At 67.3% G+C, this 26,223-nt stretch carries 26 protein-coding genes; 10 read left to right on the top strand and 16 right to left on the bottom strand.

Annotated elements, in window-relative coordinates; translation table 11 throughout:
* The first annotated feature begins 128 nt into the window (after positions 1–128).
* Positions 129–911, top strand: a complete 783-nt coding sequence (locus ACZYZ7_RS16545) for a carbon-nitrogen hydrolase family protein (RefSeq protein WP_463741343.1) — start codon at positions 129–131, stop codon at positions 909–911.
* Positions 912–981: 70 nt separating this feature from the next.
* Here ACZYZ7_RS16545 and speB read toward each other — a convergent pair whose 3' ends face one another.
* From speB to ACZYZ7_RS16480, 13 genes are all read right to left on the bottom strand, one after another.
* Positions 982–1,971 (bottom strand): agmatinase, encoded by a 990-nt coding sequence (speB, locus tag ACZYZ7_RS16540; protein ID WP_135459248.1) that lies wholly within the window; start codon positions 1,969–1,971, stop codon positions 982–984.
* A gap of 300 nt (positions 1,972–2,271) precedes the next feature.
* Positions 2,272–3,387 (bottom strand): ergothioneine biosynthesis PLP-dependent enzyme EgtE, encoded by a 1,116-nt coding sequence (egtE, locus tag ACZYZ7_RS16535; RefSeq protein ID WP_463741342.1) that lies wholly within the window; start codon positions 3,385–3,387, stop codon positions 2,272–2,274.
* On the bottom strand, positions 3,384–4,349 hold the full coding sequence (egtD, locus tag ACZYZ7_RS16530; protein ID WP_463741341.1) for an L-histidine N(alpha)-methyltransferase: 966 nt from the start codon (positions 4,347–4,349) through the stop codon (positions 3,384–3,386). Before egtD ends, egtE begins: the two co-directional genes overlap by 4 nt.
* Positions 4,346–5,038: an ergothioneine biosynthesis protein EgtC gene (gene egtC / locus ACZYZ7_RS16525; RefSeq protein WP_463741340.1), complete on the bottom strand. Its 693-nt coding sequence runs from the start codon at positions 5,036–5,038 to the stop codon at positions 4,346–4,348. Before egtC ends, egtD begins: the two co-directional genes overlap by 4 nt.
* Positions 5,038–6,312: an ergothioneine biosynthesis protein EgtB gene (gene egtB, locus ACZYZ7_RS16520; RefSeq protein ID WP_463741339.1), complete on the bottom strand. Its 1,275-nt coding sequence runs from the start codon at positions 6,310–6,312 to the stop codon at positions 5,038–5,040. The genes egtC and egtB overlap by 1 nt, the downstream gene beginning before the upstream one ends.
* Positions 6,309–7,580 carry an ergothioneine biosynthesis glutamate--cysteine ligase EgtA gene (egtA, locus tag ACZYZ7_RS16515; RefSeq protein WP_463741338.1) on the bottom strand — a complete coding sequence of 424 codons (1,272 nt, stop codon included), beginning with the start codon at positions 7,578–7,580 and terminating at the stop codon, positions 6,309–6,311. Before egtA ends, egtB begins: the two co-directional genes overlap by 4 nt.
* A gap of 77 nt (positions 7,581–7,657) precedes the next feature.
* Positions 7,658–8,299, bottom strand: a complete 642-nt coding sequence (locus tag ACZYZ7_RS16510) for a sensor domain-containing protein (RefSeq protein ID WP_463741424.1) — start codon at positions 8,297–8,299, stop codon at positions 7,658–7,660.
* 17 nt (positions 8,300–8,316) lie between these two features.
* A complete protein-coding gene (locus tag ACZYZ7_RS16505) occupies positions 8,317–8,844 on the bottom strand; it encodes a hypothetical protein (protein ID WP_463741337.1) in 528 nt (175 codons plus the stop codon).
* Between the two features lie 113 nt (positions 8,845–8,957).
* Positions 8,958–9,395, bottom strand: coding sequence for a Fur family transcriptional regulator (locus tag ACZYZ7_RS16500; protein WP_463741336.1), 438 nt, complete (start codon positions 9,393–9,395; stop codon positions 8,958–8,960).
* 50 nt (positions 9,396–9,445) lie between these two features.
* Positions 9,446–9,907 carry a hypothetical protein gene (locus ACZYZ7_RS16495; RefSeq protein WP_135459265.1) on the bottom strand — a complete coding sequence of 154 codons (462 nt, stop codon included), beginning with the start codon at positions 9,905–9,907 and terminating at the stop codon, positions 9,446–9,448.
* A 157-nt stretch (positions 9,908–10,064) separates the two neighbouring features.
* Positions 10,065–11,147, bottom strand: coding sequence for a DUF4185 domain-containing protein (locus tag ACZYZ7_RS16490; protein WP_463741423.1), 1,083 nt, complete (start codon positions 11,145–11,147; stop codon positions 10,065–10,067).
* Between the two features lie 65 nt (positions 11,148–11,212).
* Complete coding sequence (locus tag ACZYZ7_RS16485) at positions 11,213–12,247, bottom strand: aspartate-semialdehyde dehydrogenase (protein ID WP_135459269.1); 1,035 nt, start codon at positions 12,245–12,247, stop codon at positions 11,213–11,215.
* Between the two features lies 1 nt (position 12,248).
* Entirely contained in the window at positions 12,249–13,514 is a 1,266-nt protein-coding gene (locus ACZYZ7_RS16480) for an aspartate kinase (protein ID WP_450072569.1), read from the bottom strand.
* 87 nt (positions 13,515–13,601) lie between these two features.
* On the opposite strand from ACZYZ7_RS16480, the gene ACZYZ7_RS16475 reads away from it, so the two are divergent.
* The 3 genes from ACZYZ7_RS16475 to ACZYZ7_RS16465 all read left to right on the top strand — a co-directional run bounded on the left by ACZYZ7_RS16475 (position 13,602) and on the right by ACZYZ7_RS16465 (position 16,567).
* Positions 13,602–14,201, top strand: a complete 600-nt coding sequence (locus ACZYZ7_RS16475; RefSeq protein WP_450072568.1) for a nitroreductase family protein — start codon at positions 13,602–13,604, stop codon at positions 14,199–14,201.
* 44 nt (positions 14,202–14,245) lie between these two features.
* The gene (locus tag ACZYZ7_RS16470; RefSeq protein WP_135459275.1) at positions 14,246–15,190 is read left to right on the top strand and encodes a UTP--glucose-1-phosphate uridylyltransferase; all 945 of its coding nucleotides are present in this window, start codon (positions 14,246–14,248) and stop codon (positions 15,188–15,190) included.
* A 108-nt stretch (positions 15,191–15,298) separates the two neighbouring features.
* Entirely contained in the window at positions 15,299–16,567 is a 1,269-nt protein-coding gene (locus ACZYZ7_RS16465) for an alpha/beta hydrolase (protein WP_450072567.1), read from the top strand.
* A 7-nt stretch (positions 16,568–16,574) separates the two neighbouring features.
* Here the strand turns inward: ACZYZ7_RS16465 and ACZYZ7_RS16460 are convergent, their stop codons facing one another.
* The 3 genes from ACZYZ7_RS16460 to ACZYZ7_RS16450 are packed head-to-tail and all read right to left on the bottom strand — an operon-like array spanning position 16,575 to position 19,293.
* Positions 16,575–17,297 carry a GntR family transcriptional regulator gene (locus ACZYZ7_RS16460; protein ID WP_463741335.1) on the bottom strand — a complete coding sequence of 241 codons (723 nt, stop codon included), beginning with the start codon at positions 17,295–17,297 and terminating at the stop codon, positions 16,575–16,577.
* A complete protein-coding gene (gene biuH, locus ACZYZ7_RS16455) occupies positions 17,294–17,983 on the bottom strand; it encodes a biuret amidohydrolase (RefSeq protein ID WP_418028956.1) in 690 nt (229 codons plus the stop codon). The genes ACZYZ7_RS16460 and biuH overlap by 4 nt, the downstream gene beginning before the upstream one ends.
* Positions 17,980–19,293: a cytosine permease gene (locus ACZYZ7_RS16450; RefSeq protein WP_463741334.1), complete on the bottom strand. Its 1,314-nt coding sequence runs from the start codon at positions 19,291–19,293 to the stop codon at positions 17,980–17,982. The genes biuH and ACZYZ7_RS16450 overlap by 4 nt, the downstream gene beginning before the upstream one ends.
* 188 nt (positions 19,294–19,481) lie before the next feature.
* Here ACZYZ7_RS16450 and ACZYZ7_RS16445 point away from each other — a divergent pair, with 188 nt between their 5' ends.
* The 6 genes from ACZYZ7_RS16445 (at position 19,482) to ACZYZ7_RS16420 (ending at position 26,209) form a co-directional block, all read left to right on the top strand.
* Positions 19,482–20,741 carry an ammonium transporter gene (locus ACZYZ7_RS16445; protein ID WP_450072563.1) on the top strand — a complete coding sequence of 420 codons (1,260 nt, stop codon included), beginning with the start codon at positions 19,482–19,484 and terminating at the stop codon, positions 20,739–20,741.
* A 133-nt stretch (positions 20,742–20,874) separates the two neighbouring features.
* A complete protein-coding gene (gene glnT / locus ACZYZ7_RS16440; RefSeq protein WP_463741333.1) occupies positions 20,875–22,179 on the top strand; it encodes a type III glutamate--ammonia ligase in 1,305 nt (434 codons plus the stop codon).
* 13 nt (positions 22,180–22,192) lie between these two features.
* On the top strand, positions 22,193–23,062 hold the full coding sequence (locus ACZYZ7_RS16435) for a class II glutamine amidotransferase domain-containing protein (protein ID WP_450072561.1): 870 nt from the start codon (positions 22,193–22,195) through the stop codon (positions 23,060–23,062).
* Positions 23,050–23,736: a protein glxC gene (locus ACZYZ7_RS16430; RefSeq protein ID WP_463741332.1), complete on the top strand. Its 687-nt coding sequence runs from the start codon at positions 23,050–23,052 to the stop codon at positions 23,734–23,736. Before ACZYZ7_RS16435 ends, ACZYZ7_RS16430 begins: the two co-directional genes overlap by 13 nt.
* Complete coding sequence (locus ACZYZ7_RS16425; protein WP_450072559.1) at positions 23,736–25,028, top strand: FMN-binding glutamate synthase family protein; 1,293 nt, start codon at positions 23,736–23,738, stop codon at positions 25,026–25,028. Before ACZYZ7_RS16430 ends, ACZYZ7_RS16425 begins: the two co-directional genes overlap by 1 nt.
* Entirely contained in the window at positions 25,025–26,209 is a 1,185-nt protein-coding gene (locus tag ACZYZ7_RS16420; RefSeq protein WP_463741331.1) for an NAD(P)/FAD-dependent oxidoreductase, read from the top strand. Before ACZYZ7_RS16425 ends, ACZYZ7_RS16420 begins: the two co-directional genes overlap by 4 nt.
* Positions 26,210–26,223: the final 14 nt, after the last annotated feature.

The raw sequence follows: 26,223 nt of genomic DNA, 5'->3' as shown, positions 1-26,223 counted from the left end.
GCGCTCACACTACGGTCGCCGAAACGTTTTAGCAACCCAAGTTAAAATGCTGGTGAAAGTGTGATTGTTGATCGAAACGATTCAGGTTAGCCCGCCCCCGCCCACCCTCGGAGATACTGGAGAGCACTATGACGCCGCCGGACACACTGCGCCTCAACGTAATTCAGGAAGCACCCAGCCCACGCGATCTCGAAGCCAACATTTCCCGGGTCGGAGAGGGCATTGCTGCGACGCGTGGAACAGACCTGATCGTCTTCCCCGAGCTCTTCCTCTCGGGGTACCAGACGACCGCTCTCGACGAGATCGCGCTGCAGCTTGACGATCCGAGGATCACCGAACTGGCGGACCGTTGTCGCTCCTCAGGCACAGCCCTGCTGGCCGGGTTCGTCGAACGCGGCCCGGGTGGCTGTTTCGATGCCTATCTGGCCATCGACCGAGACGGCACGATCAAGGATCCCATTCGCAAGACACACCTGTTCGGGACGGAGCGCGAGGCATTCCTCAGCGGCGACGTGCTCGAACCGGTCACCCTCTGCGACACCAGGATTGGCGTACTGAACTGCTTTGAGCTCGAATTCCCCGAGGTATCCCGCACCCTGGTCCTCCGCGGGGCCGCCCTTCTCGTCGCCGGGTCGGCCAACATGCACCCCTACGAGCGCGATCATGTCATCGCAAGCAGCGCTCGCGCACTGGAGAACCGCGTCCCGCTGGCCTACGCGAACCGGGTAGGAAGCGAATCGGGACACAGCTTCTGCGGATCGAGCCGGATCATCGACCGGGACGGCTCCGTGCTCGCCTCACTCGACTCCGTCGAGACCGGCGGCCTGACTGCCGAGGTGGAGGTCGGTATGAGCAGCGACGGAGTGATCGACATGCTCGGTCAGCGCCGCCCCGAACTGTACGAATCGTAGAAGCAGTAGACGCACACACGGGTGCGGGCCCGGGCCTGCTCAGCCCGAACCCGCACCCGTTCACGTCACCTCAGCCGACTCTTACCGGCGTGCGGGGCGACCCCGCGTGGAAGGCGAGTGCCTCCAGTACGACGCGAGCAGCGATCAGCTGAGTCCGGGTCGAATGGTCATGCGCCGGAAGCGCCTCCGCGACATCGACGCCGATAAGCCCGGCCGGCGAGATACCGCGAGTGATCTCCAGCGCCTCGCGCATGGTCATTCCACCCGGTGTCGGAGCGCAGGTTCCTGGCGCGTAGGCGGCGTCGAGCGAATCGACGTCGAACGTCAGGTAGAACCCGTCGTCGCCGATGCGCTCGAGAATCTGATCGACCACCCAGGCGGCACCGTGCTCCCAGATATCTTCCAGCCAGATGACCCGGATGCCGTGGTCACGGCAATATTTCAACTCGGTCTTCGGGTTCATCCAGCCGCTGATGCCGACGAGCACCATCTTCGACGGGTCGTAGCCGTTATCGACCGCGCGGGTGATGGTGCAGCAATGATTCAGCTCCTCGCCACCGACGTTCGGTGCGGCGTCGAGGTGCGTGTCGAACTGCACCCATCCCGGGCTCGTACCCGGTCGTTTGGCGGCCTTGCCGACCGGAATGCTCACCGAATGATCGCCGCCGAAGACCACCGGAATGGCTCCGCCCGCCACGATCTCGGCGATGTCAGCCTCTACCCGCTCGAATGTCTTCACGGTGTTGCCGAGAGCGACTTTGCAGTCTCCACCGTCGGCGAGCGGTAGATGCGCGAACAGGTCGAAATCGTAGGTCGCCTGGAAGTTCGTGAACTGCACCGAAGTCTCGCGAATCGCGCGAGGGCCATAGTTCGCGCCGCTCCGGCTGATCGTCGTAGCGTCGAACGGGAATCCGTAAACGACCGCTTTCGTACCAGACGCCCTGATCACGTCGCGGTCGAGTTCGATGCTCGGCACACCCATGAAAGTTCCGCCGTGGCCTCCATGCAAGAGCCCGCTCCACATGGTCTCGTCGAATGAGCCCGCAGTCACCTCAGTCATGGTTTTCCTCACTTTTCTTCACACGAGCAGACACTCGCACGTCCATTTGGCAGAACCGTCTGGACATCCATCGCCCCGGGGGCATGTCTGCCGAAACGATTCGGCACGACCGTAGCATTCGACTCCACCGACGTCTAGGGAGTACTGCGACCCGCTGCCGACCCGGTGACGTAGCCGTTCAATTCAGAACGGTGGGTCGTCGGGTTCAGGCGGCGGAGGTCGGGGCGGTTCCCAATCCGGGGTAGCTCTTCGGGTGCTCGGCCGCAGCCCGGCGCGACTGGACGTGATCTCGACGCGGCTCTAAGGCACGTCGCGCAGCACCGAGGCGAACTGTTCCAAGTCCTCGGCCGTCGTGTCGACATGCGGCGAGACCCGCAGCACCGGCTTGGTCATCTCGAACGGCGCCCGCGCGAGTTCACATGCGGTGGTGACGATTCCGCGTTCGGCGATCAGCCACGCGCGCACCCCAACCGGATCGGCACCATCGGTGGGCTCGAGCGTGGTGATCGCAGTCGGCTCATCCACGGGTTCCACCACCCGCCAGCCGGGCACGTCGGCGAGGACCTGCCGCGCCGTGCGGCCCAGCTCCGCCAGCCGGCCGCGGACGTTTTCCAGTCCAGCAGCGAGGTATTCACCCAGCGCCACCGAGTAACCGATGCGGGTCGCGGCATTGTGCTCACCGTGCTCGAAGCTCGCCAGCACGCTCACCGGAACATCCCACGACGCGGGCGGCAGCCGCCGCTGCAGCCGCTCAGCCAGTTCCGGCCGCACGGCCAGGAACCCCACTCCGCGTGGCCCGGCGATCCATTTGCGCGACGTCGAGTAGATCGCGTCGGCGCCGACGTTGCAGTCAAGATGCCCGAATGCCTGCGCGCCGTCCACCACGATCGGGACGCCCGCCTCACGGCACACCGCGACCATCTCAGCCAGCGGCTGAGCCACGCCACGATGACTGGCCAGCGCTGTGAAGTGCACCAAAGCCGGTGGATCGGTGGCCAGCACGCGGGCCGCCTCGTCGATCACGACCCGACCGTCCCCATCGACGGGTAAGGCGCGCACCTGAAAACCGTTGGCGGCCATGACCGCCAGGTTCGGCCCGAACTCGCCGGGCAGGCAGGCCAGCGTGCGCTCCCCCGGCCAGCTGCCGACCAGCAGGTCCAACGAGTGGCTGGCCCCTGACGTGTAGACCACATCGGCGGCGTCGAGTCCGGTCAGCGCCGCGACCGCAGCCCGGCCCGCCGCGAGCACCGGCGCTGCCGCCTCGGCGGCCACATAGCCGCCGACCTCGGCCTCATGGCGGGCATGTGCGGCGACGGCATCAATGACCGCGAGGCTCTGCCGCGAACACGCGCCGCTGTCGAGGTGCAAACCGGCGACCTTGGGACGGGCATCAGTCCACTGCTGTGCGAGGCTCATTTCACCGCCAACGACAGGCCGAAGTCACCGGCTTCATCGGTCCACCAATGTGTCTGCTGCAAACCGGCTTTCGCGAGCTCGCCGGCAACCCCGTCGGCCCGGAACTTGCAGGACACCTCGGTCAGCATCTCCTCGCCGGCACCGAATGCGACGTCGAGATCCAGGCCTGCGATCCTGACCTGCTGCGGCGCATCCGCCCGCAGCCACATCTCGATGCGCTCCTCGTCGGCATTCCACTTCGCCACATGCTCGAAGGCGTCGAGATCGAAGTCAGCGTCGAGCTCACGGTTCACCACCGACAACACATTGCGGTTGAACGCCGCGGTGACACCGGCGCTGTCGTCGTAGGCGCTGACGAGACGGCCGGAATCCTTGACCAGGTCGGTGCCCAGCAACACGCTGTCGCCAGGTTGCAGGGTCTCCGCCAGTGACATCAGGAAACCCGCCCGCGGGCCGGGCGTCAGGTTGCCTATGGTCGAGCCGAGGAACGCCACCAAACGGCGTCCCACCGACGGGATCTTGCCCAGGTGTTCTTCGAAATCACCGCATACCGCATCGATTTCGATGCCCGGATACTCCTGGCCGATAGCGTCGCCGGCGGCCCGCAGCACGCCGGCGTCGACGTCGAACGGGATGAACCGGCGCAGCTGGCCGCCGTCGCGCATGGCGTCGAGCAGCATCCTTGTCTTCTCCGACGTGCCGCTGCCCAACTCGACGAGGGTGTCGGCACCGGCGGCCGCGGTGATCTCCGGCGAGCGGTCCCGCAGGATCTGCGCCTCGGTGCGGGTCGGGTAGTACTCGGGCAGCCGGGTGATCTGGTCGAACAGATCGCTGCCCACCGAATCGTAGAACCACTTGGGCGGCAGCATCTTCGGCGACTGGGCCAGCCCCTCGCGCACATCGCGACGGAGCGCGGTGACGGCGGAATCGGCCGCCAGATAGTTGGACAGGGTGAGCGTCATACCGAACCTTTCAGTGGGGTGAGCTCGACATGCGAGTCAGAGACGTGCACCAGATGGCGGTCCGGGATGTCGGACCAGCCGGGATCGTCGTCGTAGGGCTCACTGGCGAGCACGACGCCATCCGGCAGCCGCAGCATCGACAGGGTATCGCCCCAGGTGGTGGCCACCATACGAGAACCGTTGGCAGCGAGGATGTTCAGCCGGGCGTTCGGATCCAGGGCCCCTACCTCGACAATGGTGTCACCCAACGAATCCACGCCCCGGGCGAAAATCAGCGCGGCCAGCACCGCGCTGTCCACGGTGGATTCGGCGGCAGCAGTCAACGGCAGCACCGCACGGTCCACCACCCCGTTGTGCGACAGCAGCCAGTGTCCGTCGGTGAACGGCGCCGAAGCCGAGGGTTCGATCGGCATGCCGATGGTCGCCGAGCGCACGGCCGCGACCACGCACCCACTGGTCAACGCCGGTGCCACCGACGCGAACGAGGCGTCGCCCCACAACGGCTTGTCACTACGCCACCGACGCGGCGCTCCGTCGTCGAAAAACCCTGCACCCCAACCGTCGGCGTTCATCAACCCGTGCTTCTGGCGACGCGGGGCATACGACTGCACCAGCAGGCCCTGCGGCGGGTCCAACATCAGCGAGGCCAGCGATCGCGGCGCGCCCAGCCACCCGATATGCCGGCACATCAGGCGTCCCAGGCCAGACGCACACCGGAGAAGATCTGACGCCGGATCGGATGGTCCCAGTTGCGGAAGCTCGGCCGCAGGATGTCTGCGGACACCGCCCACGAACCGCCGCGCAGGATCCGGTAGTCACCGTCGAAGAACGGCTCGGTGTAGCGGTCGTACACCATCGGCGTGAAGCCGGGCCACGGCCGCAGCGGGGACGTCGTCCATTCCCAGACATCACCCAACATCTGCTCGACACCGTAGGCCGATGCACCGGCCGGATACGCCCCCACCGGGGCGGGCCGACGCGCATCGCCCCCGAGGTTGGCCAGCGCGTTGGTGGGTTCGGAAGCGCCCCACGGGAATCGGCGCCGGACCCCGGCCACCGGATCCCAGGCACAGGCCTTCTCCCATTCGACTTCGGTAGGCAGCCGGGCCCCGGCCCAGGCGGCGTACGCCTCGGCTTCGAAGAACGTGACGTGCTGGACGGGTTCATCAGCCGGAATGGTCTCGATGTGGGCGAACCGGGTGCGGGTGCCGTCCGGCCCCCAGAACTCGGGCGCTGCCAGACCCGCTTCCTGACGATGGGCCCAACCGCGCTCCGACCACCAACGGGACTGCTGATAGCCGCCGTCGTCGATGAACTCGCGCCATTCGGCATTGGTGACGGGTACCCGGCCGATCCGGAATGACGCCACGTCGACGGAGTGCGCCGGACGTTCGTTGTCCAACGAATGCGGTTCGGTGAGCTCGTCGACACCGAGCACGAATTGCCCGCCCGGGATCAGCACCGACGTGCCGGCCAGCCCGGGACGGCCGGTGGGCAACGCGCTGCCGGTGTCGAACAGCGGTGGCCCGGCCCGCAGGTTCAGCGCCTGCAGCATGGTCTCGTCGTGCTGGTTCTCGTGACTGATCACCAGACCGAAGTTGAACGCGGGATCGTCTGTGTCCAATGCGTCCAGGGCATCGAGCGCCTTGGATCGCACGGTCGCGCAATAGGTTCGGGCGTCCGCCGGCGGTAGCAGCGGCAGGCCGACGCGACTGGCCCGCGAGTGCACGAAGGCGTCGTACAGCCGGTCCACCTCGGGATCCAGCATGCCCGGGCGGTCCGGGTTCCCGCCCCGCAGCAGCCACAGCTCCTCCTGCTGACCGATGTGGGCGAGGTCCCAGACGAGCGGGCTCATCAACGGGCTGTACTGGCGGTGCAGTTCAGCGTCGTCGAAGTCGACCAGATGCAGGGTACGTTCCCGCGCCCTGGTGAGCTGCTGCGCCAGCGTCTCGCGTGTGGTCAAAGCTCGCCCTTCACCAGTTGGCTCATCGCAGAAGCGATTCCGTGAGCCACCACCTGGTCGGCGAAATCGTCGGCCGGGCAGCGCCCCTCCTGGACCGAACGCATCAACTGCCCCATCGATTCCGCTAGATCGGCCGGAGCGCGCTCGGCCGCGGCCGACACGCATGCGACGGCCGCCTCCTGCAGCCGGCGATCGGCCAGTCCGATCCGGGCGGCCCGGTCCCATGCCGTGGCCACCGGTGCGGTCGCCTCGGTGGCGATCGCGGCGGCCCCCGGATCATCCAGGAGAGTCGTCGTCATAAACACCGCGGCGGGCCACAGGGCGTCCGGCACGCTGTCGAGATAGCGGATCTCCAGCCAGCGCCGTGGCCGCACCGGCGGGAACAGCGTGGTCAGGTGGTATTCGAGGTCGGCTTCAGTGGGGCGGCGGCCGCCGAGTACCGCGCGCCCGTCGGCCCAGTCGGCGAACGGGACCCAGTTGGTCACCGGGACGGCATCTGGAGTGTTGACGAGCATGACAGGCGCCCGCAGCGCATAGCGCGCCCAGTCACTGGCCGGATCATCGCCGTCGGCGCCCAGGATCGGCCCGCAGCGTGCGGAATCCAGCTGCCCCCACACCCGCTGCCGTGAGGACTGCCAGCCGGTGAATTGCCCGCCCAGCATCGGCGAATTCGCGGTGATGGCGATCATCGTCGGACCGAGCGCGTGGGCCAGCCGCACCCGCTGCGCCCAGCCATCCCGCGGGCCGGCGTCGAGGTTGACCTGAACCGAAGCGGTCGATGTCATCATCGCGGCGCCGGGCGCGGCCGATCCGCTGGCTGCGAAGAACTTCTCCATGGCCTGATAGCGCGGGCCGGGGTTGACCCGTTGGGTGGGCCGTACCGGATCGGCGCCCAGCAGCACCAGCCCCAGGCCGCGGCGTTCGAACTCCGCGCGCAGCACGGCCCGATCGGCGAGCAGTGCGGTGATCGCGGCTGAGGGTCCGTCGGTCGGAGGGCCGGAGAGCTCGACGGCGCCGCCGGGTTCGACGGTGATCCGGCTGCCGCCGGGTAGCGCGGGCACCGAGGCGATGGCTTCGGAAAGCTCACCCCAGCCTGGGCGCCGCAACGGATCGTCAAGGTCGAAACAGTGCGCCTCGATCTCCAGGCCCACCTGGCCGACCGGCCCATCGTGCAGGCAGCTGGCTTCGATGAACGCCGCGGCGTCCTCGGCACCGGTGAACTCGACGGGAGGTAGATGGGCCGCATCAGCCCTGGCGGGTACCGCCATCGCAACCACCCCTCCCGGTCCTCACCGGAGTCAATCGGTTCGGTTGTGTTCCATCATCCAGATAGGACCGACACGTTCTACTGCCCCAGCGTGTTCTGCATGGCGCCGGCCAGCACGTTGACCGCGGGGCCGGCGTTGCCGGACTGGCACACCTTGGCTTGTAGAAGCACGTTTTCCCGTTTGCGGGTGGTGTTGAAACAGCGGCGGTCCGTGCCGGCCTCCTGCTTCACCCAATCGGCGTCGGTGGCGCTCGCCGGACCGCCGGTGAAGGTCCACACCTGGGTCACGAAGTTGTCCAGGTGCATCGCGGTGGTCTGGCCCGAGCAGCCGTTGGTGCGGTCGACCACCCGGTGGAACGCCCGGTCAGCGGCCTCCGGCGTCGCGAACACCCCGACCGCCTGCTTGACGTAATGAGACTGGTCATCGCCCGCGGTCTGGGTGGTCGCTCCGTTGAACGACGCGAGGTCCGGGTCGTTGTACACCTCAGGCAGGCCGATATCGGCCCAGTTGTTGCACACCGGGATGTCGACCGAGTACTCCTGGAACGGATCGGTGAACTCGGACTCCCACCGCATCGGAGCACCGACGATGTTGCCCACCGAACCTTTGGGCATGACGGCGTAGGACACCACACCAGGATCCGAGGGACGCGCACCAGCAGGTGCAGCCAATGCCAGCACGAGACCGGCCAGTCCGAAACCGACAGTCACGGCACGCATGGCCTCGATCATGCCAGTTAGTGAACCGTCCTCGTGCAATAGGTTCGCGCCGGCGACGGATAAGGCCAGGCGTAGTGCCCTGTTTCGGCAGGGCAGGCCGATCCGTCCCGCACGTCGAGTCGTTGGGTCACCTGAACCGTCACCCCGGGGCCGCGGTCGGTACGGGCGGTGCAGTCGGCCAGCGCCACCATGCCGGCGGGCATACCGAGCTCATAGCAGTGACTGGCGACCAGATTGGGGACCAGGCACAGGCGGGCGGTCGACGGATCGGCGATCTCTGCGGGCAGATGCTGATACTCGGCGCTAGGGCAGGTCCCGGTGCCGTCGGCGATGGCACCGACGGTGTAGCTGGGGTCGACGTTGCAGGACACCTTGCCGGCCCGCGTCACCTCGGGAGCAGCCGGCGTGGTGGCCGGGACGCTCACGCAATCGCCCACGGCGAAGACCATGGCCGCGCCGCGCTCAGGTGCGGTGCCCATACCGCAGCCGGCGGCCAGGACCGGCACTGCGAGCAGTGCGGCAACCAGGAACCGATTGCGCGTCATGGTTAGCGAGAATCTCACGATTCCGGGAACGCCACCCAGTGCTTGGGCGAAAAGCCAGGCGCCCCGGCCACCAAGGGGAAGTGGCCGGGGCGTCCGTTGGGCTGCAGAGTGGTCTAGTTGGGGGCGGCCGCCTGGCAATCCGCACAGACGCCCCAGAACACGACCTCGGCTTCGTCAACCGCGAAACCGGCCAGGTCAGAGGGTTCCAGGCACGGGGTCTCCCCGACGGCGCAGTCGACGTCGGCAACCACACCACACACCCGGCAGACCAGGTGATGATGGTTGTCGCCGGCGCGGGTCTCGTAGCGTGCCGAGGAGCCGGCGGGTTCGATACGACGGACCAGACCCGCATTCACGCAGGCTCGCAGGACGTCGTAGACCGCCTGGGTCGATACCGAGCCGAGGTTCTCGCGGGCCAGGCCGGCCACATCGTCTGCAGTCGAGTGCGGATTGTCGGCCAGCGCCTGGAGAACCGCGACCCGCGGCGCGGTCACACGCAGCCCGGCAGCCCGCAACAGGGCCTTGGGGTCGTGTTCATGCACCGTGGTCACGGCTCCAGTATGCGCGCTCTTTGGAGTCAGTCCAAAAGAGCGGGCTGTGATTATGGTCGCGCAGGCGGTGCCGGTGTCGGCGGGGTCTCAGGGCGTTCCGAGCCACCGCCGGGACCGCCGGGTCCACCGGGACCCCATCCACCGGGGCCACCCGGGCCGAATGAGCCGGGCCCACCGGGGCCCCACGGCGGCATCATGCCGTGCCCCGGTCCCATCCGCCCCGGTCCGCCGTCCGGTCCGCCGCGGTGGAACATCATCATGCCGCCACGGTCGTGACCGCCGCGGTGGTGATGGCCGTCGCCACCGGAATGCGCACCGAGGAAGAACCCGGTGCCGAAGACCACGGCGACGATGAACACCGTGCCGGCCGCGATGCCCACCCAGGCCAGCGCCTGCATGAGGCGGCTCGGCTTGTTCTCGGCGGGCGGGGCAGCCACAGGTGCGGGAGCGGCGGCCACCGGCTCGGTGGTAGCGACGGGTTCGGTCGCAGGATCAGGGGGTGTTTCAGTCATGACACGAGCATGCGAGCGCTGCTGAGGTGCTGATCAAGAATTGGCTGTGAATCAGCTTTGAAAGACCCGAGACTGCCCCGCCGTTTTCTGCACCACGGCTGCTCGCACCGCTGACTACAGCCCGACGGTAGAAATCGGCGCGCTCGTTCACGCTGACCTACTGTTCCCACGGCTTGAACGGGTTCACCGCGTACTGGATCACGCGGTACGGCGTGCCGCCGCGGGCCATGGTGTTCCACTGGCTGACGAACACCCGGACCTGATCCAGCGTCGAGCCCGGTGAGATATAGCCGCCATAGGGCTGCGCCAGCTGGTTGACCTCCGGCGGGGGCAACGAGTCGACCGGGTCCGGCCAGGCACTGGCGAACACCACCGTCGTCACGGGTGCAGTACCCAGTCCGGTGGGGTCATAGGCGACCCGCATCTCCATGTTTCCGTTGGTGGCGTTGAAGTACGACAGCACGGGCTTGCCGTCGATCTGCCGGATGCTCATCTCCCCCGTACGGTCGGCGAACAATGCCGTCGGCGGCTTGCCCCAACCACCCGCCGACGACCAGCCCTGCCAGCCGGCCCGGTCGGTGAAGGTCTTCGGGTTGGCCCGGTACAGGAACGGCGGGCTACTGCGGTCGAAATTGTTGGCCAGGATGTACACCCACCCACTCGGTGAATCCGGCGCCGGGACCGGGTCGTAGTAGCCGGTGATCTGCGACTGGGCGCCGCCCTGATACTTGGCGTCGCGCACCGAGCCGGGCACCGTCGGCCAATTCGGCTGGGCCGCATCTGCTTTCACCAACCGGGAGCTCTGCGGCACGAGATTGTGGGTGGTCGTCACCATCATGTAGTTCTCGCGGTTGATCGAGATCACGCCGGCCGGCAACTGGGATCCACCCGGCGGGGCAGGATCGGCCAGCAACGGCTTGTCCACGCCGGTGACACCGCGGTAGCGCACACCGCCCGCATCCTCGATCGAATCGGCATCGACATGTAGCGCCACCGGTGAGTGCCAACCGCCGAAGCCCACGGCCTGCCCGGCGAAGCTGTCACCACAGACCTGGAGCACCCGGCTGGGGAACTCCATGAACTCACAGAGGTCCGTCGCGCCGATCCCGTAATCACGGGTGGGAGTACCGGTCCCGGCACTCGGCCCGATGCGCAACACCTGACCGGGAGCCAGCGGCGGTACCACCGGGTCGCCCAGCCCGAAGCCCGGGTTCGCACCCGCTGCCGGTGTCGCCGAAATGGCGTTCCAGCAGAGAAAAACCGAGAGAACCCCTGCTGGAATGCGGTTTCGGCGCAAGGCGGCGTTTAAAGCTCGGCGGCCAACAGCTCGGCGATTTGAATCGTGTTCAGCGCGGCACCTTTTCGCAGGTTGTCGCCGGACACGAACAGCGCGAGACCACGCCCGTCGGGCACACCCGGATCCTGCCGGATCCGGCCGACCAATGACTCGTCGGCGCCGGCGGCGGCCAGCGGGGTCGGTACATCGACCAGCTTCACTCCCGACGCTGCGGCCAACAGTTCCTTGGCACGCTCGACCGAAAGCGGCTGGGCGAATTCGGCGTTGATCGACAGCGAGTGTCCGGTGAACACCGGAACGCGCACGCAGGTGCCGCTCACCAGGAGATCCGGGATGCCCAGGATCTTGCGGCTCTCGTTGCGCAGCTTCTGGTCCTCGTCGGTCTCACCGGAGCCATCGTCAACCAGCGAACCGGCCAGCGGGATCACGTTGAACGCAATGGGCGCAACGTATTTAACCGGCGCGGGGAACGTGAGCGCCGACCCGTCGTGCACGAGCTGCTCTGCTCCCTCGACCACCGCGCGCGTCTGCGATGCGAGCTCTTCGACACCGGCCAGGCCACTGCCCGACACCGCCTGGTAGCTCGACACGATCAAGCGGGTCAGCCCGGCTTCCTCGTGCAGCGGCTTGAGCACCGGCATGGCGGCCATGGTGGTGCAGTTCGGGTTGGCGATGATGCCTTTGGGGCGCAGCCCCGCGTCGCGCTTGAAGTTCACCTCGGAGACAACCAGCGGAACCTCGGGGTCCTTGCGCCAGGCCGACGAGTTGTCGACGACGACGGCGCCGGCCGCGGCGAACCGCGGGGCCTGCACGCGCGACATCGTCGCACCGGCGGAGAACAACGCGATGTCCAGACCGGACGGGTCGGCCGTCTCGCTGTTCTCGACCTCGATCTCCTGGCCGCGGAAGGTCAGCTTCTTACCCTCGGACCGCGCCGAGGCGAAGAACCGGACCGAGCTGGCCGGGAAGTTCCGCTGCTCCAGCAGGGCGCGCATGACCTGGCCGACCTGGCCGGTCGCACCGACGACTCCGATCGAGACCATCTCAGCGCCCCGTTCCGCCGTAGACCACGGCCTCGTCATCGCCGCCGAGATCGAAGGCCTCGTGCAGCGCGCGGACGGCCGTGTCCAACTCGGTGTCCTTGACCAGCACCGAGATCCGGATCTCTGAAGTGGAGATCAGGTCGATGTTCACGCCGACCTCGGCCAGCGCCTCGCAGAACTTGGCGGTGACGCCGGGATGGCTGCGCATGCCCGCACCGACCAGCGACACCTTGCCGATGTGGTCGTCGTAGAGCACCTGGCTGAAGCCGATCTCGTCCTTGAGCGCGGTCAGCTTCTCCACGGCCGTCGGGCCGTTGTCCATCGGGCAGGTGAAGGTGATGTCGGTCTTGCCGTCCTCGACCTTCGAGATGTTCTGCAACACCATGTCGATGTTCACGTCGGCCTCGGCGATCGCGCGGAACACCTGGGCGGCATACCCGGGTACGTCGGGCAGACCGACGACGGTGACCTTGGCCTCCCCGCGGTCGTGGGCTACTCCGGTCAGAAGGGCGTCTTCCATGGGGATGTCCTCGATCGATCCTTTGACGATGGTGCCGGGCTTGTCCGTGTACGACGAGCGAACGTGAATCGGCACGTTGTACCGGCGGGCGTATTCGACGCAGCGCAGCATCAGCACCTTGGCGCCGCACGCGGCCATCTCGAGCATCTCCTCGAAGGAAACGGCGTTGAGATGGCGGGCATTGGGCACGATGCGCGGGTCGGCGGTGAAGATGCCGTCGACGTCGGTGTAGATCTCGCAGACGTCGGCCTTGAGCGCCGCGGCCAGCGCGACCGCGGTGGTGTCCGAGCCGCCGCGGCCCAGCGTGGTGACGTCCTTGCTGTCCTGGCTGACGCCCTGGAACCCGGCGACCAGCACGATGACGCCCTCGTCCAGCGCATCGCGCAGGCGGCCGGGGCTGACGTCGATGATCTTGGCGTTGCCGTGGGTGCCCGTGGTGACGACGCCGGCCTGCGACCCGGTGAACGAGCGGGCCTGCGCACCGAGGGACTCGATGGCCATCGCGACCAGGGCGTTGGAGATGCGCTCACCGGCGGTCAGCAGCATGTCCATCTCGCGCGCCGGCGGGGCCGGGGAGACCTGACGGGCCAGGTCAAGCAGGTCGTCGGTGGTATCGCCCATTGCCGAGACCACCACGACGACGTCGTTGCCGGCCTTCTTCGTCTCGACGATGCGCTCGGCCACGCGACGGATCCGATCGGCATCCGATACCGACGATCCACCGTACTTCTGTACGACGAGCGCCACTGTCCAACCCTTCAGAACGCTGGAATGAGTCGAGACAAGGATAAGGGAGACGCGCACGCGATTTTCCCCGCCGGTAGCTTGGCTCACGTGCCTGACACGCCGAACGGCCGACTGGCCAGCACCAGCGTGCCGATCCATCCCGATATCGCGGCCCGCTGGAGCCCCCGGGCGTTCGATCCCGATGCCGCCATTACCGCTGACCAACTCACCGCACTCCTGGAGGCGGCCCGCTGGGCCGCCAGCTGGGGCCACCGCCAGCCGGTGCGGTTCCTGGTGGGCCGGCGGGGCGATGAGACCTTCGTTACATTGACCGGCCTGCTCAAACGCGGCAACAGCTACGCGCATGCGGCCTCGGCGCTGATCCTGGTGTGCGCCGACCAGGGAGAAGATGAGCGGACCGCGCGTTACGCCTGCGTCGACGCCGGCGCCGCGATCGCGCAGCTGACCATCGAGGCGGTGTCCCGCGGGCTGATCGCCCACCCGATGGCCGGCTTCGACGTCGACGGCGCCCGGGCAGCGTTCGGCATTCCGGACGGCGTGCGGCCGCTTGCCGTCATCGCCATCGGCGTGCTCGGCGACTACTCGAAGACCGACCCCGCGATCGCCGAACGGGACGGCCGGCCCCGCGAACGGCTACCGCTGGAGCAGATTGTGTTTGCGGGGAGCTGGGGAATTCCGCTCGACTGACGGGCGCACCGGCTAGTTTTGGTGAAGCACCGGGAGAGGAACACATGGCACGACAGGCCATCCGCAAAGCCGTCATCCCCGCCGCCGGGATCGGTTCACGGCTGCTGCCGCTGACCAAGGCCATCCCCAAGGAGATGCTGCCGGTCGGCGACAAGCCGGTCATCGAACACACAGTGCGCGAGTTGGTCAATTCCGGGATCACCGACATCACGATCGTGGTGTCCGGTGGAAAGACCTTGATAGAGGAGCATTTTCGACCGAATACGACGCTGGTCGATCAGCTGCGCGCGGACGGCAAGAACGCATACGCCGACGCCGTCGAAGAGGTCGGCGAGTTGTCCGCGCTGGGCCACATCACGTACCTCCATCAGCACGGTCCGTACGGCAACGGCACCCCGGTGCTCAATGCCTCACGTTCATTCGGTGACGAGCCCGTCCTGGTGCTGTGGCCCGACGACGTCTTCGTCGCCGAGGTGCCGCGCGCCCAGCAGCTGATCCGGGCCTACGAGCAGACGTCGTCCCCGGTGCTGGCGTTGATGCCGATGGCCCCAGCGGATTCACGCCGGTACGGCGTGCCGGTCATCAAGGAGGATCTGGACGGCGGGTTACTCCGGATCACCGGAATCGTCGAGAAACCCCAGCCGAACGAGGCCCCGTCAGGCTATGCCGCGATCGGTGGCTATGTCGTCACTCCGGGCATCATCGATGAGCTTCGCGAGCAGACGAAGCGCTGGTATGAGCAGCCCAAGTCGGGCGAGATCTACCTGACCGACGCGATCAACGCCTACGCGAGAGACCATGCCGTCTACGGCCAGGTGATCCAGGGGCACTGGTATGACACCGGCAATCCGGCCGACTACCTGGTCGCACAGTTCGCCTTCGCGCTGGCCCATCCCGAATACGGCCCCGTGCTACGGAAATCGGCCGACGATCCGGACCCGCTGCTGCACAAGCTTTCACGGGAGATCGGAGACAGCCCACCCACATGAACCTGTCCCTGACCAACGGCCTGATTCCGATAACTCTGCAGCTGCTTGCCTTGATCGCGATCGTGGTCGCAGTCGGTCGCGGGCGGTCGCGGGCGGTCGCGGGAGTGGATGCAGCGCTGGCTGCTCGTCGCAGTGCTCGTCGGTGTCGGTCTCGCCGCGGCCGCGCGGTTGTTCGTCCGGGAACAGGGCTGGTCCGCCGACGCCATCTCGTTCGGCACGATTTTCTGGACGGCGATGTTCGGATTCGCCGTGACTGTGCTGATCGCCGGCTGGCATGGCAGTGAGTGGTGGCGCCGGCTGGTATCGGTGCTGTCCGTGGTGTTGATGGTGGTGTGCGGTCTGGCCGCGCTCAACACCGCGACCGGCTACTTCCCCACGGTTCGGGCTGCCTGGCTCCGGCTGACCCAAACCGAGCCGGAACAGTGGATCGACGAATCCCAGCTCGCCGCGCTTCAGCAGTCCGGTGAGGTACCGACGCGCGGCACGGTGGTGCGGGTCAACATCCCAGGCGACGCATCGGGTTTCGAACACCGGACCGAGGTGGTCTATCTTCCGCCGGCCTGGTTCGCCAGCAACCCGCCGCCACAACTACCCGCGGTCATCTTGATGGGCGGCGAGTTCAACCATCCCAACGACTGGCTGCAGTCGACCGGCGCCCTGCAGACGCTCGATGACTTCGCCGGACTGCATCACGGCAATGCGCCGGTCATCGTATTCCCCGACATCGCAGGCAAGTTCAGCAATGACACCGAATGCGTCGATGGGACCCGCGGCAACGCCGCGTCCCACCTGACCAAAGACCTCGTGCCCTACCTGATTTCACGCTTCGGGGTCAGCCCGAAAGCCGAGAACTGGGGACTGGCCGGGTGGTCTTCGGGTGCGACGTGCGCCCTGAACACCGCAGTCCGCAATCCCGAGATGTTCAGCGCCTTCGTCTGGCTGGACGGCACCCTCGGGCCCAATGCGGGCACCAAAGACCAGACCATCGCACGACTCTTCGGCGGCGACCAGGCGGCCTGGGAAGCGTTCGACCCCAAGACGGTGATCACCCGGCACGGCCCGTACGACACCATGGCGGCGTGGCTCGGCGTCGGCGAAAGCACACCGACCGTCCACCGTGACCCCACGACCACCCCTCCATCCGAGGAGGCGATCGCCGGGTGGGACACGTTCTCCGAGGAGCACGCCTCCAACGCCAACAAGCTGTGCGCCCTGCTGAGCGGTTACAACGTCGAATGCTCCGTGGTGGGCTACAAGGGCGGGCACGATTTCCAGGCGGCCAGTACGGCATTCGATGCAGCGCTGCCCTGGCTGGCCTGGCGGCTCGGTACGCCGAGTGTGCGAGAACGACCGCTGCCCGGATCGGACGGGAACTAGCCGACCGCTACTTCCAGAGTGCCTCCAGCGAGGTGACGGACTGGCCGAGCGCTCGGGCGCTCAGCGCTCGCAGTGCACGCCGCTCGACCACGTCGAAACTCGCCCCGACATGCTCGTGCAAGGCGGTGCGGCCGGCGTCGAGCTGATCATCGAGCAGGAGGTCGACGATCTGAAGGTGCTCGTCGATCGTGGCGATCACCCGTTCCTCGGTGACGAAGTCATACATCCGGATCAGCCGGATCCGCCGGTTGAGGTTGTCGAGCGTGGCCACCATCGCCTTGTTCCCGGATGCCGCGCACAGCTCGAGGTGGAATGACTCGTCGCGCAGCACCATGTCACCGTCCGGTGGGGGCGGGCTGGCCTTCAGATCCAGCCACTCCGCGCGCAATGTCGCGAGCCGGTCCTTGTCGTAGTGCAGCTCATCGGTTTCCAGGATCCGGGTGATGCCGCGCAGTTCGATGGTGATGCGCAGCTCGTAGAGGTCGCGGACGCCCGGGATATCCAGCGCGACCGGGTAGTACCCGTCGGGCCTGCGTTCGAGCATGCCGTCGGCGTGCAGCCGGACCAGTGCCTCTCTCAGCGGGGTCCGGCTGACGTTGAGCGTCTCGCACAGCTGGGACTCGACCAACCGGGTGCGATGGTCGATCTCACCGACCATGAGCTTCTTGCCGAGGTCGAGGTAGACGCGGTCGCGCAGGGAGACCGGTTCCTCCACTTGGGCCGTGGTCATTGCAGTTCCTTGAGCGCGGCCACCACATCGGAGCTGGTGGCATGCGCCCCGAACACCCCGCCCTGCATGGTGATCATGTTCAGCGCCGCAACGTGGTTGGCGTAGTCGGTGGCACCGGTGGCGTCGGAGACGACGAGGCATTCGTATCCGCGGTCGTTGGCGTCACGCATGGTGGTGTGCACGCAGACGTCGGTGGTGATCCCGGTGAAGATGATGTGCGTGATGCCGCGGCTGCGCAGCACCAGTTCCAGATCCGTCGCGTAGAAGCTTCCCTTACCCGGCTTGTCGATGACGGGTTCGCCTGGCAGAGCAGCCATCTCGGGTACCAACTGCCAGCCCGGCTCGCCCTGGGTCAGGATCCGTCCGCACGGCCCGGCCGAGCCGATCTCGGCACCGATCTGGGCCGAGCGCCAGCGCTTGTTGGCAGGCAGGTCCGACAGGTCGGGCCGATGGCCCTCACGGGTGTGGACGATGAACAGCCCGGCGGCGCGGGCCGCCGCGAGCACCTCCTGCGCGGGGCCGAGCGGGGTACGCACCAGGGACAGGTCGTAGCCCATGGTGTCGACGTATCCGCCCTCACCGCAGAAATCGACCTGCCAGTCGATGTTGATCAACGCCGTTCGCCCGGTGGGGATGTCACCGTCGTAGGGCCACGCATAGGGGTTGGCGGCAATGGTGACGGTCATGCGGTCTCTCCCACGAGAACGGGTTGCTCGGTGCGCACCGGCAGGTACGCCAGGGCGGTGAAGGCCAGGCCGCCGACAACCATCGCCACGACCGCATCGGACAGCTGAGGCGCGTAGTAGTGCGTCAGCAGCGCTCCCCCGGCGCCGATCGCCCACGCGGCGAACGGCTTCCAGTAGAGCCCGGCGGTCGACGACGTGCGCCTGGCGGAGAACACCAGCTGGTCGAGGATGAGCACGATGCCGATCGGGGGTACCAGCACCCCGAGCATGTTCAGCCAGGTTGCGAAGTACGACCAGATACCGGCGACGGCGGCAACGGTTCCGATAATGCCGAGCACGATCGTCAACTGGCGCATGGTCTTTCCGGTGATATTGCCGAATCCGACAGCCCCGTTGTACAGGCAGTGTGCACACACGCTGCCCAGGTTGACGAAGACGAACACGATCGCCAACGGCACCAGGACTCCCCCGGCGCTGACCAGGACATGCAGGAAGTCGCCTCCGGCGGTGTCGGCCGCGGCGGCGGCACCGAGTGCGACCACGAGCGCGCCGGCCAGCTGAGCGATGAAGTAGGCCACCGGGAATGCGGCGAACGCCGCCAGTGCACCTTCCCTACCGTTGCGGGCCCACCGCGTGAAATCGGCGGTCATGGTTCCCGAGTCGGCGAAGCACGCGAAGACCATCGTCACGGCGACACCGAAACTGAACGGGCTCGCCCCGGCTCCACCGCCGTAGGACAGGGCCGAGCCGATGCCGTGATCGGCCGCGGCCAACGCCACGGCGACCACACCGAGCGGGATGAACAGGACCGATGCGACCACGCCGATCCACGAGATCGCCCGGATCCCGACGAAGGTCAGCGCCACGAACAGCACCCCGGCCAGCAGCGTGATCCACGGTGCGCTCCACCCCATGGACAGGTTGAGCGTGGACCCCACCATGCCCGTCTGGAAGGCGAACCAGCCGATCACCAGCGCGGACAGGAATGCCGACACGATGCGAAAGCCTTTGGCTCCGAAGGTGTCTGCCGCCGTGAGCGCGAAGTTCTTACCGGAGCGACCGGCCAGGTAGCTCAGCGTGCCCACGTAGCCCATCAGGATGAGGTCGCCGACGAGGATCGCCGCCATTCCGGCGACGAAGCCGAGGTTGTAGACGACGATGCCGGCGAACACCGCCGAGGTCATGATCATCGGGAATCCGACCCAAACCGCCGACACCGCGAACAGTGATTTGCGGGCGGACACCGGGACGGGCTGGTTCTCGTACTCCTCACCAAGCGCCGAATGATGTTCGGCGTGCGCTGTATCCATGGCTGTATACGGTGCGGTATACGGATTTCTCCGGCGTTTCTGTCGATGAACGTTCCGTAACGGGGTCCTCACCGCCTTGCAGCGCCGAGGTTTACGTCACCGCAACACAACGAGCCGGTCCACGTAACAGAAACGTCGTCAACTCCCAGTGATCGGCCCGTCCGGGCCGCCACCCCCAGGAGATGTTGATGGATACAGGAACCACGGCGTTCATGCTGTGTTGCATCATCGGCCTCACGCTGATGATCCCCGGCCTTGCCCTGTTCTACGGCGGCATGGTCTCGGTCAAGAGCTCGACCAACATGATGATGATGACGTTCGGCGCGGTCGCCCTGGTGGGCGTGCTGTGGGTGCTGTTCGGCTTCTCGATGGCCTTCGGCAGCTCGATCGGCGGCACCGGGTTGGTCGGTAGCTTCACCGAATTCGCCGGCATGAAGGATCTGGTGGAGCCGATGACCTCGGTCAACGGCCTTCCGGTCAGCCTGTTCTCGTTGTTCCAGGCACTCTTCGCAGCCATCACCGTGGCGCTGATCTCCGGCGCGGTCGCCGACCGGATGAAGTTCGGCGCGTGGATGGTATTCGCCGGCGTGTGGGCCGTCTTGGTGTACTTCCCTGTCGCGCACTGGGTGTTCGCCTTTGACAAGACGTTCTCGGACGACTCCGTCGGCGGCTGGATCGCCAACAAGCTGCACGCCATCGACTTCGCCGGCGGTACCGCCGTGCACATCAACGCCGGCGCGGCCGCCCTGGCGCTGGCCATCGTGCTGGGCAAGTCCGCCCTGTTCGGCCAGCTGCGCAAGCCGCACAATGTCCCGCTGACCCTGCTGGGCGCCGGAATGCTGTGGGCCGGCTGGTACGCCTTCAACGGCGGATCCGCCCTCGCCGCAGGCAATTCCGCGGCCATCGTGATGGTCACCACCTTCGTCGCCACCTGCGCGGCCACCCTGGCGTGGATCGCGGTGGAGAAGGTCAAGACCGGCCACGTCACCGGCGTGGGCGCCGCTTCTGGCGCCATCGCCGGCCTGGTGGCCATCACCCCGGCCTGCGGTGCGGTGACGCCGGTCGGCGCCATCATCCTGGGCGCCATCGCCGGTGCGGTGTGCGTGCTCGCGGTGGGCCTCAAGGAGAAGCTCGGCTACGACGACTCCCTGGACGTGGTGGGTGTCCACCTGGTCGGCGGCGTGATCGGCACCCTGCTGATCGGCTTCCTGGCCAGCGAAGCCATGCCCAGCAAGGTCAGTGGCCTGTTCTACGGCGGGGGCCTCGACCAGCTGTGGAAACAGGCGATCGCCGCGGGCGCGGTGGCCGCCTACTCGTTCGTGGTCGCGTTCGTCATCGCCTACGTGCTCAAGAAAACCATGGGTATCCGCATCTCCCCCGAGGCAGAGGAGAAAGGTATCGACACCACGTTCCACCGGGATTCGGCCTACGAGCTCGAATTCGCCTGACCTGACCCACGATTCCCCGGCCCGGCTGCCGTGGGCCGCTCTCACGGCAGCCGGTGACCGGGGTTTCCTCGGCTTGCCGATGTTTCCTACTGTGATACTTTGATTCATAACAAGAGACGAAAGTGCTGGTGCTATGCCCTCCGATCTCGCCGCCCTCGCCGAACAATCCGGTACCAAATTCATCCTCGCGCTGTTCGTCGACCTGCGCGGAAAGCCTTGCGCCAAACTGGTTCCCGTCGAATCGGTCGAGCTTCTGGCCACCGAGGGCGTCGGCTTCGCCGGCTACGCCGTCGGCGCCATGGGCCAGGAACCCAAAGACCCCGACCTGATCGCCATCCCCGATCCCGCATCGTTCACCCCGATACCGTTCATCAAAGAAGGCCTGGCCCTGGTGCACTGCGACCCCCACGTCGGCGGCGCACCGTGGCCATACGCGCCGCGGGTCATCCTCAAGGGCCTGATCCAGCGCGCCGCCGACGCGGGATTCGAACCCTGGGTCGGCGCCGAGGTCGAGTACTTCCTGCTGCGCCGCAACGACGATGGCACCCTGGCCACCGCCGACGCGGCGGACACGGCCGCCCAACCCTGTTACGACGCGCGCGGCGTCACCCGGATGTATGAACACCTCACCGCGATCTCCACCGCGATGAACAGCCTCGGCTGGTCCAACTACGCCAACGACCACGAGGACGGCAACGGGCAGTTCGAGCAGAACTTCGAGTTCTCCGACGCGCTGACCACCGCCGACCGGGTGATCACACTGCGCTACCTGCTGTCGATGATCGCCGCCGAACGGGACATGGTGGCCACCTTCATGCCCAAGCCGTTCGCCGACCGCACCGGCAGCGGGCTGCACCTGCACCTGTCACTGACCAGCGCCGGGACGCCGGTCTTCCCCGCCGACGCCGACGAGCGGGGCCTCGGCCTGTCCGAGACGGCGTACGCGTTCATCGGCGGCATCCTCGACCACGCCTGCGCGCTGCAGTCCGTCGTCGCGCCAACCGTCAACTCCTACAAGCGAACCGGTGCCATCTCGACCGCATCAGGCGCCTCGTGGGCCCCTCGCAAGCCCAGCTACGGCGGCAACGACCGCACCCACTACATCCGCGTGCCCGACAGTCAACGAATCGAATTGCGCGGCGGCGACGGCTCGGCCAATCCCTATCTCGCCATCGCCGCGGCGTTGGGCGCCGGGCTCGACGGCGTCAAGCGCAGCCTCGACCCGGGAGCGGTGGGGGCCCAGGGACCGGCGGCCCTGCCACCCACGCTGCTGCACGCGATCGAATCACTGGAGACCGATCCGATCGTCACCGGCGTGCTCGACGTCGCGGGCGACGGGGTCGCCTCCTACTTCGCCGGCGTCAAACGCGAGGAGTTCTTCGCCTACCACGGCACCGTCACGCCGTGGGAAATCGACCAATACCTGACGGCTTTCTAGAAGGGAGAACAACATGTGCGGGATCGTGGGGCTACACCTGCGCACACCAGAGCTGTACCCGCGGCTCGGCGAACTGCTGGCCGCGATGCTGGGCGAGATGTCCGACCGCGGTGCCGACTCGGCGGGAATCGCGGTCTACGGGGACCCGGAGTGGTCGCCGTACGGGCAGGGCTGCGTCTCGGTCACCGATATCGCCGAGGCACCCGAGCTGGGTCCGGATGTGGATGTGGTGCAGGTGGATTCGACCTACCTGCTGTCGGCCGACATGGACTCCGAGGAACTGCTGAGCCTGGTGCGGGCGGCTTACCCGACCGCGTTGATCTCGGGGTTCGGCGCCGATCTGGCGGTGCTCAAAGGGGTCGGTCATCCGCGCGCCCTCACCGAGGCCTGGGGCCTGGCCAAGGCGCAGGGCTGGCAGGGCGTCGGCCATACCCGGATGGCCACCGAGTCGGCGGTGACGCCGTCGGGCTGCCATCCGTACACCGTCGGCCCCGGACAGTGCCTGGTGCACAACGGGTCTTTCGCCAACCACGCCACCATCCGCCGCGAGCTGCGCCGGGCCGGGGTGGCGTTCGACAGCGAGAACGACACCGAGGTGGGCGCCCGGTTCGTGGCCGAGCAGCTGGCCGCGGGCCGGGATGTGGCGACCGCGCTCAAGGAGCTCCTCGCAGCCTTTGATGGCTTCTACACCCTGCTGGTCTCCGATCACGACTCATTCGCGGTGGTGCGTGACGCCATCGCGTGCAAGCCAGCGGTGATCGCCGAGACGGCCGACTGGGTGGCGATGGCCAGTGAGTACCGCGCGCTGGCCGGGCTCCCCGGGGTCGAGCAGGCACGCATTTGGGAACCGGAACCGGAGGTGGTCTACGCATGGACACGTTAGTTGGGTTTGACCTGCGCACAACACCATTGCGTGAGGTCAACGCCGCATTGCATCAGCCGGGCGTCGAGGGTGACTACGTCATCGCGCACCCCGACGGCGCACACAATGTGGCCGTCGGCCTCAACGCCCCGTTGCGGGTGACGGTCGAAGGCCACGTCGGCTACTACGCCGCCGGGATGAACCAGCTCGCCGAGGTCACGATCAACGGCAACGCCGGGACCGGGGTGGCCGAGAACATGATGAGCGGCACGGTCCGCGTCACCGGAAATGCCTCACAGTCCGCGGGTGCGACGGCGCACGGCGGGCTGCTGGTCATCGAGGGAGACGCCGCTGCGCGGTGCGGCATCTCGATGAAAGGCGTGGACATCGTGGTGGGCGGCAGCATCGGCCACATGAGCGCGTTCATGGCCCAGGCCGGCCGGCTCGTAGTGCGCGGCGACGCCGGAGAGGCGCTGGGCGATTCGATCTATGAGGCCCGCATCTACGTGCGCGGCGAGGTGGCTTCCCTGGGCGCCGACTGCATCGCCAAACCGATGCGTGCCGAGCACCATGCCGAACTCGCGGAGTTGTTGGCAGCCAGTGGCTTCAGCGACGACGACACCGCGGGCTATACCCGTTACGGCTCAGCCCGGAACCTCTACCACTTCCACGTCGACCATGCGAGTGAGTACTGATGCGCGAATCCGCCACCTTCGATCGATCCACGATCGCCGACATCCAGCGCGCCGCCGAGACCGGCATCTACGACATCCGCGGTTGGGGTGCCAAGCGACGGCTGCCGCATTTTGACGACCTGCTGTTCCTGGGTGCGTCGATGTCGCGCTACCCGCTGGAGGGCTACCGGGAACGCTGCGGCACCGACGTGATCCTCGGCAACCGGCACGCCAAACATCCTCTGCACCTGGATATCCCGGTCACCATCGCGGGCATGAGCTTCGGCGCGCTGTCCGGGCCGGCCAAGGAGGCCCTGGGCCGCGGGGCCAGCGAGGCGGGCACGTCGACCACCACCGGCGACGGCGGCATGACGCCTGAGGAGCGCGGGCAGAGCAAGCACCTGGTGTACCAGTACCTGCCGTCGCGCTACGGGATGAACCCCGACGACCTGCGCAAGGCCGACGCCATCGAGGTGGTGCTGGGCCAAGGCGCCAAGCCCGGCGGCGGCGGAATGCTGTTGGGGCAGAAGATCTCCCCGCGGGTGGCCCAGATGCGCACCCTGCCCGAGGGGATCGACCAGCGCAGTGCGTGCCGGCACCCGGACTGGACCGGTCCCGACGATCTCACCATCAAGATCAATGAGCTGCGGGAGATCACGGACTGGGAGAAACCCATCTACGTCAAGGTCGGGGCCACCCGCACCTATTACGACGTGAAGCTGGCCGTACACGCCGGGGCCGATGTGGTGGTGGTCGACGGCATGCAGGGCGGCACCGCCGCCACCCAGGAGGTGTTCATCGAACACGTCGGCATCCCGACCCTGGCCGCGGTGCCGCAGGCGGTGCAGGCCCTGCAGGAACTGGGGGTCCATCGCCAAGTTCAATTGATCGTGAGCGGCGGCATCCGCTCGGGCGCCGACGTGGCCAAGGCACTGGCGCTGGGCGCCGACGCGGTCGCGATCGGCACCGCCGCACTGATCGCGTTGGGTGACAACCACCCCCGCTACGCCGCCGAGTACGAGAAGCTCGGCAGCGCGGCCGGTTTCTACGACGACTTCCAGGACGGACGCGATCCGGCCGGTATCACCACCCAGGACCCGGAGCTGGCCGCCCGGTTCGACCCGGTCGAGGGCGGCCGACGGTTGGCCAACTACCTGCGCGTGCTGACCATGGAAGCCCAGACCATCGCCCGGGCCTGCGGCAAGGCCCACGTGTGCCACCTGGAGCCCGAGGACTTGGTGGCAGTGACCATCGAGGCGGCGGCGATGGCCCGGGTTCCGCTGGCGGGCACGAACTGGATTCCGGGCTCGTGAGTACCGCAGATGTGGTCATCGTCGGTGGCGGCCTGGAGGGCGCGGCGGCGGCCTGGGCATTGAGCCAACGCGGCGTCACCGATGTGACTGTCCTGGAGCGCAATACCGTCGGCTCCGGGATGACCGGGAAATCCAGCGGGATCGTGCGCTGCCACTACGGGGTCAGCTCGCTGGCCGCCATGGCCACCGTCGGCCTCGAGGTGTTCGAGAAAGCCGAACAGTATTTCGGGACCGACATCGGATTTCGGCAGACCGGCTATGTCGTCGGCGTCGGGGAACCCAACGTCGACAATCTGCGCAAGAGCCTTGCCGCCCAACGCGAGGTCGGGGTGCAGACCGAGGAGATCGACGCCTCCGAGGTGGCCGAGCTGTGGCCGTGGGCCGATCTGGAACAGTTCGCGGCCTTCGGCTGGGAGGAGCGCGGCGGATACGGTGACGCCTACCAGACCGCACAGGCGTTCGCCGTGACGGCTCGGGCAGCCGGGGTGCGAATCCGCCAGGGCGCCAACGTCACCGGGCTGGTGCTCGACGAGGGTCGGGCCACCGGCGTCGAACTGGCCGACGGCACAAGGGTTTCGGCGGGCACCGTCGTCGTGGCCACCGGCGCATGGACCCGGCCGTTCCTGGCCCCCTATGGCGTCGACGTGCCGATCAGGGTGGTTCGGGAGCAGATCGTCACCATCTCGCCCGGGGTGCCGATCGGCGCAGTCCCGGTGTTCTCCGATCTGGTGTCGCTGCAGTACGTCCGGCCCGAGCTGGGTGGGGAGATCCTGTTCGGCAACAGCGACCTGGCGCACTGTGAGCTCGCCGACCCGGACGACTACCTGAACCGGGCCACCGACGACTTCATCGAGCTGACCGTCGACAAGGTCGGCACCCGATTTCCCGGCTTCCCCGACGCGGCGATCACCGGCAGCTACGCCGGCTGCTACGACGTCACGCCGGACTGGAACCCCGTCATCTCCGCGACCGGTATCGACGGCCTGCTGGTGGCGGCCGGATTCAGCGGGCACGGCTTCAAGATCGCGCCGGCGGTCGGCAGGCTGGTCGCCGACCTTGTGATCGAGGGGCGCAGCTGCGACCCGCGGATACCCGAGTCGGATTTCCTCCTCGCCCGGTTCGCAGAGGACAATTTGCTCAAGAGCCGGTACCCGTACGTCGGGGCTGGGGAGATGCGATAGACCGGGGGCGTACA

The sequence above is a fragment of the Mycobacterium sp. IDUB_17 genome, from assembly GCF_055419465.1.
The sequence above is the reverse complement of the archived record's forward strand: the minus strand, read 5'-3'. Positions and strand labels throughout refer to the sequence as shown.